Below are 13,690 nucleotides of genomic sequence, written 5' to 3'. Positions count from 1 at the left end.
CGCCGATGCGCGGACATTCTTGAAAGGATAAGGGCATATGCCAGTAGAAAAAGGAAGCGCCTTCCTGTTGAAGGTTGGCAATGGCGCAACGCCGCCAGTGTACGCAACGGTCGCTGGCCTGCGCACCACGCAATTGTCGATCAATGGCGATCCGGTGGTCATCACCCATAAGGGCAGCGGCGCGTGGCGTGAGCTGTTGTCGGGCGCGGGTGTGCGGTCGGTGTCGGTGTCAGGGGCAGGCGTTTTTACAGGGTCGTCTGCTGAGACGCGGATCAAAAACAACGCGCTTTCGGGGCAGTTGGATGATTATGAGTTAAGCTTTGAAGGTGGGGAGCAGCTGCGCGGAAAATTTCTGGTCGCACGGCTCGATTATGCCGGCGATTTCAATGGGGAGCGGTCCTACACGCTGGCGCTGGAAAGCAGCGGACAGGTAACGTCCTTATGAGGCGGCCGGCAAATGCAGCGCGCGGCGAAGCGTCGTTGTTGCTGGAAAGCGGGGCGGTGGTTTTGCGCCCAAGCTTTGCGGCGTTGGTCGCGGCAGAGGAGGAACTGGGGCCTTTGTTCGCGCTTGTCGAGCGGGCGGCGGCGGGCAATTTGAAGCTATCCGAAATGGTCGCTCTATTCTGGCACTGCCTTTATGACGCCGACGCCGAAATGACGCGCGATAGGTTCAGCGAAAGCGTTGCCAAGGTCGGGCTTTCGGCGATGACGCCCGCGCTGAAAATTCTACTTGGCCAGATATTGAGCGGGCAATGACCTTTGCCGATGTCGCGGCCCGATTGGCGGCGCGCACGGCCCTGACATTGGGATGGCGGCCCGATGACTTTTGGAACGCCACACCCGGCGAATTGCTGGGCATATTGCAAGCGATGGCGAGCGATGGCGAAGCGCCGCCAAGCCCAGACATTATGCACCGACTGATGACGCAGTTTCCAGATAGCCCAAGCGGAGAGACATGATGGATGAAGAAATTGATCGGCTGGTCGTGTCGGTGCGCGCGGACACCCGCGCCTTTGCAAGCGACGTTGCCGCGATGCGCGCGGAACTCGACGGGCCATTTACCGACGGGTTGGAACGCGCCGGTGCCGCGCTTGAACGCGGGCTGACGAGCGCAATTCAACGCGGCAAATTCAGCTTTGAAGATTTACGCCGTGTGGCGTTGTCAGTGTTATCGGAAATTGCGGCTGCGGCCATTCGTTCGGGTTTGAATGGGGGCAGTGGCGACGGCGCTGGCAACCTGCTTGGCACATTGGGGACATTGCTTGGCGCAGCATTGGGTGCGCCGGGGCGCGCGACGGGCGGCCCCGTGTCGCCGGGCCGGGCCTATCGTGTCGGCGAACGCGGGCCTGAGTTGTTTGTCCCCACGAGCAGCGGGCGTATTGAGGCGTCTGCCGCGTCCGGCACGACGACAGTTGTGCGGATGACAATCAACGTGTCGGATGCACGTGGCACTGCGCCTGCTGCGCTGGAACGGTCCTCGCGCCATGTCGCGCGTGCCGTCCGCCAAGCCCTGGCGCGGGATTAAGCCATGGCATATTGGTTATGCGACAAAAGACGGCAGCAAAAATCAACGCCCGTCATGCGCTTCGACCCGCGCTTTTGGACCGTGAATTTTCCACGCCCGATGATGGCGTCGGTGGTGACGACTGGCCCGGAATCCTTGCGCGCAGACGCGGTATTTTATCGCAGTGATGATCTGGCGGGCTTGATCTGGGACAGCGTCGATGCATGGGACCACCCATTGCTCGCTTATGAAACCAACCGCGATTACCGACGGCTGACCATCAGTTTCCGGTGGCGGTCTGAAGGTATCATGCCATTGAATGCTGTCAACGGCCCGACGCTGACCATATCTGGCCGCGACGCCAATGGTGCGGCCAAAAGCTGGTATGTGCGGTTGTGGAATTATGCCGTTGGCACGCCGCAGGACGCAGAGATCGTCCTCGATTTTAGCGATCTTTCTGGCGGGTTTTTATTGCCGCAAGAGCGCGACCCTGTGTTTGCGGGCGACATTGACCGGATGTTCATTTCGCTCGTTCCGCCAAGCTATACGGGCCAGCCGGGCAACCTTGCTGCGCCAGCCTCAGCATGGGTCGAATTGTCCGAAATCCGCTGCGATGGCGCGGGCGTGATGCTCGATACGGGTGATGTGATGATCCCCGAACATGACCTGAAAATGGCGACGGGCTATGATGATGCCTATAACCAGACGCCAGCACGGCTATTGCGGCAAATTCTTGCTTTGGGCTATCGCGGGACGATCAACCATTATGTCGGCATGAGCCATTATTTTCGGTTAGAGAAGCTGGGCAATGCGCATTATGTAAGCTTAACGGGCGGGGCGTTGAATAAGCCCTGCATCGCCTGGCACAGCAGCTTTGCCGCGCAAGCCAAGATGCTTGGGTTCGACCTGATTTTTTCGTTAAGTTATGAATTGTTTGACGCGCATAGCTGGAATGACTGGAAACAACGCGCGGCCAACGGTGACCCGGCGCTGACGGGTTGGGAGCCGCCATCGACATTGTTGTCGCCAGCGCATGCAGGCGCGATGAATTACCTGAAGGCCGTTGCGCGGGCCTTTGTCGCGATATTGAAAGACGCCGGATTGCCGGTGAAGTTCCAGATAGGCGAGCCGTGGTGGTGGATCATGCCCGACGAGCGGATTTGCCTATATGATACGGCGGCGACTGCGGCCTTTGGGGCGCTTTCTGTGAGCATCGAGAGTATAAAGGGCCCCAAAACGGCGGCGCAAAAGGCGATGCTGGACAAAGCGGGGCAGTTGCTTGCCGCGTCCACAGCATCGATCTGCGATGCCGTGCGGGCGGAAGCCGGAAGCTTAGGCGCGCAGACTTTATTGCTGGTGTATTTGCCCACGGTGCTGGACGCCGATGCGCCTGAGGCCATGCGGGCGAACGTGCCATTGGACTGGGCCAAGCCCGCGTTCGATGTGTTGCAGCTTGAAGATTATGACTGGGTCATCACGGGCAATCATGGGGCGACGCGGCGGGCGGTTCCGTTGATGGCGACGCGCCTGGGTTATCCTGTCGCGCAGCAGCATTATTTCACCGGTTTCGTCCTTCGGCCCGAAGACAAAGCGCAATGGGGCGAAATTGCCTTTGCCGCAGCGCAAAGCCGCGCGCGCGGTGCGGCACAAACTTATGTCTGGGCGCTGCCGCAGGTCGCGCGCGATGGCTTTACCTATTTTGAAATTGGGCAACAGGAGGACGCGGTGCAGGAATTTGATGATGTGCTTTTTCCGCTGCAAATCGGGCGTGAGGCAGAAGTGACTGCCGCATTTTCAACCAATGTTGTCACCACGCTTTCAGGCCATGAACGGCGCAACAGCAGTTGGAGCAATGCGCGTTTAAGCTATGATGTTGGTCCGGGCGTGCGGTCCGAAGCGGAGTTGGGGCAATTGCTGTCTTTCTTTCGCGCACGGCGTGGCCCGGCGGTCGGGTTTCGCTTCACTGACCCGTTCGATAACAGCTCGAACGGGATGACGGGCAACCCCAATATGTTGAATCAAAGTCTTGGGTTGGGCGACGGGGTGCGCACGGCGTTTCCCTTGCTAAAAACCTATGGGGCGGATGGCCAAGTGCGCCGGATTACCCGACCGGTTGCGGCATCGGTCCTGGTTGCTGTGAATGGCGTGACGGCGACGGGCTGGTCGCTCGCTGTAGGTGGAGTCGTAAGCTTTGCCGCGGCACCGCCTGCTGGCGCAGCCGTGACCGCTGGATATCGTTTCGACGTTCCGGTTCGCTTTGCCTCCGACCAAATGGATATGGCGCGGGCGACATTTGGCGCAGGCGATATGCCCAATATTCCGTTGATCGAAATCCGGGAAGCGGTGTGATGGACGCGTGGATGGAAGGACCATTGACCAGCGTTGCTTATGGCTGGCGGCTGGAACGGGCCGACGGGGTGACATTGGGGTTTACCTCGCATGATGTCGATGTCGCGCATGATGGCATATTGTTGCGCGCAAGCCCCGGAATGCAGCCAACGACGGTCATGCAAAGCGCTGGCCTGGATAAGGATGGGTTGGACGTATCGGGCGCGCTGACATCCGATGACATCTGCGCAGATGATCTTGCGGCTGGACGTTGGAACGGGGCGTATCTGGAAATTTTCCTGTTTGACTGGACCGCGCCCGCAAGCGGCAAAGCGCGTGTTGGCCACCGGGGAATTGGGCGCAGTATCCTTCACCGATGATGCGTTTGAGGCCGAGCTTGTTGGCTTGCAAGCGCGGTTGGAAAAAGCCGTGGCGCCGCAAACGTCTCCATCTTGTCGCGCACGATTTTGCGATGCGGCCTGTGGCCTGAACAGTGCACGTTTTCGGCATCTTGCCGAAGTAGCAAGCGGAGATGACAACCGGATTTCGATCGCTGCACCCTTGGATATTGCCGACGGGCATTTGGCCTATGGCGAATTGCGATGGCTTACCGGTCCCAATTGCGGGTCGACTGCGAAAATTGCAGGTCATGAAAGCACACAGATTTATGTATATAGCGCCCCGTTTCATGTGCCAAAAGCAGGCGACCTGATCGAACTGACGCAAGGGTGTGACAAGATCATGTCCACATGTGCGGGGCGCTTCGGCAATGGTGCGAACTTTCGCGGCGAGCCTTATTTGCCCGGCAATGACCTACTTACCCGTTACCCCGGTGGCAATTAGGCTTCAGCCGCCGCAGACCAAGCCCCAAGCGAGCATCGCTGCTTGTGCGCTGACATGCCTAGGTGCGCCGTTCCGATTGCATGGCCGTTCGCCGGAAACCGGGCTTGATTGTGTTGGCGTCGTTTCGGCCTGTCTTTTCGAAGCTGGCTATCGTTTCGAAATACCCACAGATTATCGCCTGCGCGGTGATTTTGAAGGACGCGTGCAGGCTTTTTTTACGGACTCAAAATTTCGGAATGTTGACGATGGATCGTGGATCGCGGGTGACATTTTGCTGCTGCGACCCGGGCCCCGACACATTCATTTTGCGGTGCTGGCACACGTCGGTGCGGTGCATGCGCATGTGGGTTTGGGCCGCGTCGTATTGACCCCGCTGCCGCTGCCTTATGGCAACATCACCCAATGGCGCTTTCAAGGAGACTGATATGGCAACGCTTGTTTTGACCGCCGTAGGTTCCGCGATTGGTGGACCGATTGGCGGCGCGATTGGCGCTTTCATTGGCCAACAGATCGATGCAGAAATATTCGCGCCGCCTGCCCGACAGGGGAGCCGGCTGAAAGAACTGGCGGTCCAGACATCCAGCTATGGTTCGCAAATCCCCGGTATATTTGGCGCCATGCGGGTAGCGGGCACCGTCATCTGGTCCACAGATTTGATTGAACAGCGGACGAAAAGCGGTGGTGGCAAGGGGCGGCCTTCAACGGTGAATTACAGCTACCGCGTCAGCCTTGCCGTGGCGCTATCGAGCAGGCCAATCGCGCGCATTGGCCGCATATGGGCTGATGGCAACCTTATCCGTGGTGTAAATGATGACTTTAAAATTGATGCCCAGATGCGTGTGCATGAAGGTCAGGAAAATCAGCCGCGCGATCCTTTATTGGCCTCGGCCGAGGCGCATGGGCAATGCCCTGCACATCGCGGCATAGCTTATGTTGTTTTCGAAGATCTCCAGCTCGCCGAATTTGGCAATCGCATACCGTCGTTCACCTTCGAGATTTTTGAACGCGACGAGCCGCTGGCGTTATCCGCCTTGCTGACAACGGTTTCGAATGGCGACATTACGACCCAAAGCGGGCTTGAGATTATTGGCTTTGCCGTTGCCGGCGCGAGCGTGAGGGAAGCTGTTGCGCCGATTTTGGATAGTTGTCCGTTGGAACTTGTCGTTTGCGACAGCCATCTTGTTATCCGGGATGTCGGCGTGCAGCAGGATTTTGTCCACAGCATCGACATTGCGGTTGAAGAAAATGGGCGTGCGTTGGAAAAACCAAAACATGCCATGCCACCGGCGGCCAATATTCCGGTCCATGTCTCGCTGCGTTATTATGACGCAGAGCGCGATTATCAGGCAGGTATTCAGCAAAGCAATAGTGACGCAGGTGGCCGGAGTGACATGCGATTGGAATTACCTGCGGTGCTCCGCGCTGGCGCTGCCAAGGCCATCGTTGAGGCCAAAGACAGCGATGTCCGCTATGCGTCCCATGTCTGGTCCGGGGCAGCCGCAGCGTCGGGTCGTTCTTACCGGCCCGGCGATCATTTCCGGACAGCCGATAACCGGAAGTGGCAAATTTCAGAGGTTGAAGTCGGTCTGGGAACGACGTACATCAAGGCCAAGGCGTTACCCAAGTATATGGCAATCGGTGCCTTGGCCGGCGAAGCTGGACGGCATGTGCCTTCTGCGGATCAGCCGATTGGCCAGACGCGAATATTGGCCTTCGACTTGCCTTTGGTCCCGGGCGGCGATCCGCATAAACCGACCTTGGCGTTATTTGCAGCAGGCACAGAAGCGGGATGGAAACGGGCCGCGATCTCGCTTTCAACGGATGATCAATGGACGGATTTTGGGACGACTGCCCTGCCTGCGGTGATGGGGAATACGCAAAATGCAATGGGTGCGCATCACCCGTTTTTGTTGGATAAGGCAAGCATGCTTGATATCGTGCTGCTGCACGCGGCCATGAATCTTGCGACCCGTGACACTTCGCCTTTGGCGGTTGACGCGCCGATATTCTGGATCGATGGGGAGTTTGTGCGCGTCGGGCGCATTGTGGCCTTAGGCGGAAAAAGCTACCGACTTTCGCGATTCAGCCGGGCCGTTTCCTCGTCTGTTATGCATGCACCTGCGCACGCTGCGGGTGCGCAAATTGTGCTCATAGATGCGCCCTCAACACGTATTATATCGGAAAACGCTTATCAGGTCGGGCAAACGGTTACACTGGATGCGCAGGGACTTGGTGATGTCGCACCAGTGACAACAGTCGTTGTTGCAGAGGGAATGGCCATTACGCCCCTGCCGCCCGTTCATGGCCGCGTGGTAAAAGACGGTAGCGGAAATTTTGATCTTTACTGGAAACGCCGCTCGCGGCTTGATCTGGGCTGGGTGGGTGGCGTTGACCAAGCACAAGCCGAGGATCAGGAAAGCTACCGCGTCGGGCTTTACATCGATGACGGAATGTTGCGTGAATGGACGGTGACCGAAAATTACCTGCACATTTCGGCAAGCGAAATGGACGCTTTAGGGGTGCTGCAAAACAGCTTGGTCATTTTTAAAGTGCAGCAAATTGGACGTTTTGCGCAGTCCGGCCCGCTGACCTTGGGTTTGAATTGATCGGTAAGTTTGGCGCAATTCATCTTACTTGGAGGATATATGCCCGCATTAGAAACTGGACGCTATCGCCTGCCGCTTTTGGCAGTATCGCAGGCGCAGAAAGAAATCACGCACAATGAAGCGCTCGTTATGATTGATGCGCTGCTGCATATGGCAGTTGAAGCTGCCTTGCCGGCTCCGCCCGCCGTCAATGATGATGATATTGGGAAATGTTGGATCATAAGTGGGGTGCCAACGGGTGTGTGGGCAAACAAAGCTGGTCAGATTGCCTATTGGATTGGCGGCAGTTGGCGCTTTGTCGTTCCCCATGAAGGAATGCGGCTTTGGAACCGATATACACGGCGTCACAGCCTATACATATCGGGCCAATGGACAACCGCACCTTCGGTGCCCAATCCAACGGCTGGCGCTGTCGTCGACAGCGAAGCGCGCGCAGCACTTGCGGCGATTTTGAATTATTTCAGGCTGATCGGCATATTGGCAACATAAGCCGAGAATGCCGGAAAACGTTACAAATATTATGCGTAATCGCCGAAAATGGCGACATTTTGGCAACAGTATAGAGACATAGCGACTTGCATCGATGGAACAGAATTGTTAAACCAGCGTTCTCGAATTTCCGTTCCTAAGATAGAAAAGGGGAAAGTTGATGCGTAAGTTAGCCATAAGTTTGGCGCTCGCTTCTACTGCTCTGGCGTCACCGGCTTTGGCCCGCGACAACCAGTGGTATGTCGGAGTTGATGGCGGTGCCATGATAGTAGAAGACCTTGCTTTGGATATTGGTGCCCTGAATGATGCGGCAACATTAGACACAGACAAGGGGTATGATGTCGGCGGCGTAGTCGGCTATGATTTTGGCGGTTTCCGTCTTGAATCAGAAGTGTCGTATCGTCAGGCTGATGTGACTGGGTTTAACAGCCAGTCACCGCAGATCACGAGCGGCGCGGGTACGACTTTGGCATCGAGCGGTACATATGCCGTAGCGGGTGACGCGAGTGCATTGAGCTTCATGGTCAATGGATTGTTTGATTTCGGTGACGACGATGGCCTTCAGGGCTTTGTTGGTGGCGGCGTTGGTGTTGCACGAGTAGACGTGCAGACCGTTTTCGCAGCACCATCATTCCTTGATGACTCAGATACGGGTTTTGCATGGCAAGCGCTCGCTGGCGTTCGCGCGCCATTGAGCGACAACTGGGATGTGGGACTGAAGTATCGTTTCTTTAACGCGGACAAGGTCAATCTGGTTGATCGTCTTGGCCGTGCAGTGGACACACGCTTTCGTTCGCACAGCTTGATGGGCAGCCTGATTTACAACTTCGGCGGCGCACCTGCGCCGGTTGAAGTGGCACCACCACCACCGCCGCCACCTTATGTGGCTCCACCGCCACCACCGCCACCACCGCCGCCACCTGCGCCGGTGTGCAACACAGGTCCTTATATCGTATTCTTCGATTGGGATAAATCGAACCTGCGTCCAGACGCAGCCTCGGTTCTCGATAATGCCGTTGCGCAATATTCGAACTGTGGCAGCGCGAAGGTTATGCTTGCAGGTCACGCCGATAAGTCGGGTACTGCAAAGTATAACGTTGGTCTCTCAGAGCGTCGTAACGACACCGTTCGTACGTATCTTGAGTCCAAGGGTGTATCATCTGGCGCAATCACCACTGAAGCATTCGGTGAAACTGCACCATTGGTCAAAACTGCAGATGGTGAGCGTGAACCGCAAAACCGTCGCGTGGAAGTATCCTACGGTCCAGGTTCGGGAATGTAATTCCCAATCTGATTTCAGGTTAAAAAAAGGCTGGTCGAAAGACCGGCCTTTTTTGCGTGGCCTGCATGACACAGCGTATGGCAGTGCAGATTTTAAGCCGCAGCCTTTGCCTTTACGCGCGGCTTCACTGTTGCGGCTTCCAAAAGCCGAGATTCAAGTGCTTTTAACTTGTTTTTGTTTTCGATTTTGCTGCCGAACAAATCCGTCACATAAAAAGTGTCAACGGCGCGTTCTCCGTACGTGGCGATATGCGCGCTGTGCAATGTCACTTTGGATTCAAACAGCGCCAGCGCCAAATTGTTGAGCAAGGCGGGCCGATCCAGCGCATTCACTTCGATCACTGTTAACCGGTTGGAAGCTTGATTATCAATCAGCACCGATGGCGCGATTTTAAAGGCGTCGGCCCGGCGGAGCGCTTTTGGCTTCGCATCCAGTTGAGTCATTAAGCGCGCGCGGTTGGTGAGCGCATCTTCAATGTTGCGCTTGAGCCGGTTTAACTGGCTTTGCTCCTGAAACGGACGACCCAGCGGGTCCTGTATAAGGAAATTGTCAACCGCCATGCCGTCGCTGCTGGTGTGGATTCGCGCATCGATAATGTTGCCGCCCGCCAGATGAATGGCGCCCGCTATGCGGTAAAATAATCCTGGATGGTCGGCGGCAAAAACCGTCACGAGCGTCGCGCCTCGATCGGGATAGAAACACGCATCAATGGCAAGGCCCGTGCCCGCATTGGAGAGAAGATGCCGGGCGTTGCGTTCAATGATGTCATCTGGCTCCGCGATCCAATAAGCGTCGGGAAGCGTTTTGGCAAAAGCAGCGAATGTGTCGGCAGGCAGCCGCAACGCGGGCCCCAGCTTCGCTTTTTTCGCGGCAATCCGTTCGTCCCGGCCGCGTTGCTTGTGTCCCAAACGCAGCACTTCTTCGGTAGCTTCAAACAGGTCTGACAAAAGCTGTCGCTTCCAACTATTCCAAACGCCCGGTCCAACGGCGCGGATGTCAACGACGGTCAAGACCAATAATAGCTTCAACCGCTCGGGTGACTGGACGGCCTGGGCAAAATCCAGGATAGTCTTAAAATCTGCCAAGTCCCGCTTGAACGCGGTGGCCGACATCAACAGATGATAACGGACGAGCCAAGCAACGGTTTCCGTTTCGGCTGGTGAAAGACCAAGCCGTGGGCATAAGGTTTCGGCAACCTCAGCGCCTAACACACTATGGTCACCGCCACGCCCCTTCGCAATGTCGTGGAGCAACGTTGCAACAAACAATACGCGCTTGCTGACAATCTGTTGCACCATTGCTGTAGACAGAGGGTGATCCTGTTTTAACTTACCCCTGTTGATATCGGCCAGCAAACCGATGGCGCGGATCGAATGTTCATCGACTGTGTAATGGTGGTACATGTCGAACTGCATTTGCGCGACGACACGGCGGAAATCGGGCATAAACCTACCAAAGACGGTAGATTCATTCATCCAGCGCAACACCGTTTCCGGGTCGCGCGGAGACGTCAGAATTTCGAGAAAAAGCGCGTTCGCCCTAGGGTCCCGTCGCAATACTTTGTCGATCAGCCGGGCATCCCTCTGTGCGGCGCGCATGGCCAGCGGGTGGATTTCCAATTCATGCACATCTGCCAAATGAAATATTTCGAGCAAGCGCACGGGGTCTTGCGCAAAAAACCCTTCATCGGGTAGCGCTAAGCGACCACGATCCAGTTGAAAGCCGTTTAGCTTTCGCGGTTTCCGGATAAAACTGGGCAAGTACCGCCTGCCTTTTTTGGCCATGGCTTCATCCAAATGCGCCAGGAAAAGCCCCGTCACGTCACCAACCGTTTTTGCATTCAAAAAATAATAATGCATAAACCGTTCAACGGCCGAGCGTCCGGGGCGGTCAGCAAATTGCATAAGCTCTGCAACTTCGCGTTGCAGATCAAATGTCAGGCGCTCTTCCGCGCGTCCGGTGATATTGTGCATATGGCAACGCACCGCCCATAAGAAATTCTCGGCTTTTCTAAACCTGTTATATTCATCAATTGTCAGCAGGCCAACGTCGACAAGTTCGGACGCGGCTGACACTTTGTGAATATATTTTCCAATCCAGTAGAGGGTGTGGAGGTCGCGCAGCCCGCCTTTGCCATCCTTGATATTCGGTTCGACCACATATCGGCTGTCACCCATGCGTCGGTGCCGATCATCGCGTTCGATCATTTTTAGACGGACAAAATCAGATGCTGTATTTGCAACGACCTCGTTCCAGAAACGCAACGAAGCCTCTTCGTAAACGCCGCGGTCGCCCCAAACAAACCTGCTTTCAAGCAAAGCAGTGCGAATGGTCAAATCCTCTTGCGCCATCTTTACGGTTTCATCGAGGGACCTGCTCGATTGGCCAACCTTCAACCCAAGGTCCCAGAGCAAATAGAGGATCGCTTCTACGACCTGCTCGGTCCACGAACTGCGCTTGAAAGGTGTTACAAAGCCGATATCGACGTCGCTGTGCGGGGCCATTTCTCCGCGGCCATATCCACCGACTGCCAAAACTGCGATCCTTTCGGATGCGGAGCGGTTAGCAGCGGGATATGCATGAACAGTGACATAGTCGTAGATCAGCCGCACGATTTGATCGACAAGAAATGCTTGCTCAGCCGACGCGCGATATCCTTGAGAAGGCGCCGCATTTAGGCGTTTTTGAATTTCGGCCCGACCGCTGGCCAGGGCCGTTTGCAATATCTCCACAACGCGTGGACGGCGCGCCTGGGCCTCGCATTCGCGAACGATGCCTTCAATTTGTTCGGCAAGCGCGTTCCGGTCGATAATGTCGCGCTGCTTAAATATCCGTTCTGCTGCTGATGCCATCACGTGACCTTAGTCGCGATCAGGCATCATGTCAGCATCAAGCAGATATTTTGGCATTATATTCGCGTCGCAGCGTCACCCGGTCGATTTTCTGCGTCCCGAGACGGGGGAGGGGGTCGGCAACTTGCCAGAAATGCGCAGGAATCTTGAAGGGTGCAAGACGAGGCGCCAAAAACGCCTTCAACTCATCCTCTGTCAGCGTGACGCCGTCCTTTGTCTGATAGACGATGCCGGGAACTTCACCATATTTGTCATCAGCGATACCAAATACCGACAATTCGACAATCGAGTCATGCTCATAGGCCGCCGCTTCAACCTCGGGGCAACTGATATTCTCGCCGCCCCGGATGATGATATCTTTCTTGCGGTCGACGATGAATAAATAGCCGTCTTCGTCGAGATAGCCGATGTCGCCGGTCCGGAAAAATCCATCGGCGGTGAAGGCGTCGCGTGTGGCATCTTCGTTATTCCAATAACCATTGAAATTGGCAATCGTCCGAATGCCGACTTCACCACGTTCACCTTGCGGCAAGACATTGCCGTCCTCGCCCAGCATTTGGACCTCGACGAGTGGCTTGGTCGCAGGGCCCGTGCTGGTTGGCTTTGCCAGATAATTGTCGTTGAAGTTGCCGCAGCCAACGCCGTTGGTTTCAGTGAGTCCGTAGCCCAATAATGGATAACCCCAGCTCATTTCCTTGCGGATTTTCTTAACATGCTCGACAGGGCGCGGCGCGCCGCCAGCGGCAAATGCGGTGCAGCTTGTTAAATCATATTTGTGCCGGGCCGGGTGCGTCGCCAGCTCAATGCTCATCAACGGAACGCCAACGAAATAGGTGATACGTTCTTTTTCAATGATCCTCATCGCCTCTTCGGCGTCCCATTTGGGCATCAACACGAGCTTGCGGCCAATGGCGAAGCTTTGCAGTACCAAGGGTATCGACGCGGTGACGTGGAACAATGGGACATTGACCAGAGCGGAGGGCTGCGCTGGCATAGATTGGCCGCTGGCGGACATAAGCTCGAAGACGACAAGTGTTTGCCCCACATAGCTCATTGCGCCTTGGACGACAGCGCGGTGGTCTGACACAGCCCCCTTTGACTGCCCGGTTGAGCCAGAGGTGTATAATATCGTGGCATTATCGAGCGGATCTAGCGTTGGCAGCGCTGTTGCCGCGCCGCCACCTTGCGCGGTCATAACCGATAAGCCATCCAAGGGCCGGGAATCATGGTTGATGATGAGGATTTCGCAACTGCCAAGATCTTGTCCGGCCATCCGCGCGGCGCGCTGTTCATCGGCCAGAACAAAGCGGCAGCCGACCATGCGAATGCCCTCGGCCAGCTCCCCGCCTTGCCACCATCCATTGAGCAAAGTGGCAACGCCGCCGGCCATCACAATCGCCATATAGGCAATGATCCAATTGGCCGAATTGCGCGCCGCAATGCCAACGCGCTCCCCCTTTTGCAGTCTGTGGCCTTCAACAAGGCCACCTGCCAAGGCGCGCGCCGCTCCATAAGTCTCTGCGAAACTTAACCGGATATCACCATCGACCAAAAATTCCTTGTTGGCGTGGGTTGCGCAGAAAAATGCGAAATAGTCGGCCATGTTACCCGGCGCTTTGGCGAAAACGGGCATTTGGACACCGTTTTTCTGGGCATAGGTAACGGCCAAGGGGCCATCATCGGCCATGAGCCGGTTAATGGTGGCATCGATTGCAAGGTCTAACTGCGACGGCATGTGATTCTCTCCTAAACTCTTTGTGCGTATTCTATTTGGCTCTATAGAAAT

The 13,690-nt window shown here is 56.2% G+C and carries 11 protein-coding genes and 1 pseudogene; 10 read left to right on the top strand and 2 right to left on the bottom strand.

Features of this window, described 5'->3' with window-relative positions; translation table 11 throughout:
- Positions 1–37 precede the first annotated feature (37 nt).
- From HEQ18_RS06540 to HEQ18_RS06495, 10 genes and pseudogenes are all read left to right on the top strand, one after another.
- Positions 38–445 carry a phage tail tube protein gene (locus HEQ18_RS06540; RefSeq protein ID WP_397580483.1) on the top strand — a complete coding sequence of 136 codons (408 nt, stop codon included), beginning with the start codon at positions 38–40 and terminating at the stop codon, positions 443–445.
- Positions 442–756, top strand: coding sequence for a gene transfer agent family protein (locus HEQ18_RS06535; protein WP_397605819.1), 315 nt, complete (start codon positions 442–444; stop codon positions 754–756). Before HEQ18_RS06540 ends, HEQ18_RS06535 begins: the two co-directional genes overlap by 4 nt.
- Entirely contained in the window at positions 753–959 is a 207-nt protein-coding gene (locus HEQ18_RS06530) for a phage tail assembly chaperone (protein ID WP_432814100.1), read from the top strand. Before HEQ18_RS06535 ends, HEQ18_RS06530 begins: the two co-directional genes overlap by 4 nt.
- Positions 959–1,525, top strand: a complete 567-nt coding sequence (locus HEQ18_RS06525; RefSeq protein WP_397605842.1) for a tail tape measure protein — start codon at positions 959–961, stop codon at positions 1,523–1,525. The genes HEQ18_RS06530 and HEQ18_RS06525 overlap by 1 nt, the downstream gene beginning before the upstream one ends.
- A 3-nt stretch (positions 1,526–1,528) precedes the next feature.
- Positions 1,529–3,853 carry a DUF2460 domain-containing protein gene (locus HEQ18_RS06520; RefSeq protein WP_432814099.1) on the top strand — a complete coding sequence of 775 codons (2,325 nt, stop codon included), beginning with the start codon at positions 1,529–1,531 and terminating at the stop codon, positions 3,851–3,853.
- A pseudogene (locus HEQ18_RS06515) lies at positions 3,853–4,675 on the top strand (DUF2163 domain-containing protein). The gene HEQ18_RS06520 and the pseudogene HEQ18_RS06515 overlap by 1 nt, the downstream one beginning before the upstream one ends.
- Positions 4,641–5,099 (top strand): peptidoglycan endopeptidase, encoded by a 459-nt coding sequence (locus HEQ18_RS06510; RefSeq protein ID WP_432814098.1) that lies wholly within the window; start codon positions 4,641–4,643, stop codon positions 5,097–5,099. The pseudogene HEQ18_RS06515 and the gene HEQ18_RS06510 overlap by 35 nt, the downstream one beginning before the upstream one ends.
- A gap of 1 nt (position 5,100) precedes the next feature.
- Entirely contained in the window at positions 5,101–7,281 is a 2,181-nt protein-coding gene (locus HEQ18_RS06505; protein WP_432814097.1) for a phage tail protein, read from the top strand.
- Positions 7,282–7,320: 39 nt separating this feature from the next.
- Positions 7,321–7,770 carry a DUF2793 domain-containing protein gene (locus HEQ18_RS06500; protein ID WP_432814096.1) on the top strand — a complete coding sequence of 150 codons (450 nt, stop codon included), beginning with the start codon at positions 7,321–7,323 and terminating at the stop codon, positions 7,768–7,770.
- Between the two features lie 160 nt (positions 7,771–7,930).
- Complete coding sequence (locus HEQ18_RS06495; RefSeq protein ID WP_432814095.1) at positions 7,931–9,052, top strand: OmpA family protein; 1,122 nt, start codon at positions 7,931–7,933, stop codon at positions 9,050–9,052.
- Positions 9,053–9,144: 92 nt separating this feature from the next.
- Here HEQ18_RS06495 and HEQ18_RS06490 read toward each other — a convergent pair whose 3' ends face one another.
- Together HEQ18_RS06490 and HEQ18_RS06485 are read right to left on the bottom strand one after the other, a co-directional pair.
- Positions 9,145–11,904, bottom strand: coding sequence for a [protein-PII] uridylyltransferase (locus HEQ18_RS06490; RefSeq protein WP_432814094.1), 2,760 nt, complete (start codon positions 11,902–11,904; stop codon positions 9,145–9,147).
- A gap of 37 nt (positions 11,905–11,941) precedes the next feature.
- Complete coding sequence (locus tag HEQ18_RS06485; protein ID WP_296201197.1) at positions 11,942–13,639, bottom strand: class I adenylate-forming enzyme family protein; 1,698 nt, start codon at positions 13,637–13,639, stop codon at positions 11,942–11,944.
- Positions 13,640–13,690: the final 51 nt, after the last annotated feature.

The sequence above is a fragment of the Sphingorhabdus sp. genome (assembly GCF_050921905.1).
Lineage (GTDB): Bacteria > Pseudomonadota > Alphaproteobacteria > Sphingomonadales > Sphingomonadaceae > Sphingorhabdus_B.
The sequence above is the reverse complement of the archived record's forward strand: the minus strand, read 5'-3'. Positions and strand labels throughout refer to the sequence as shown.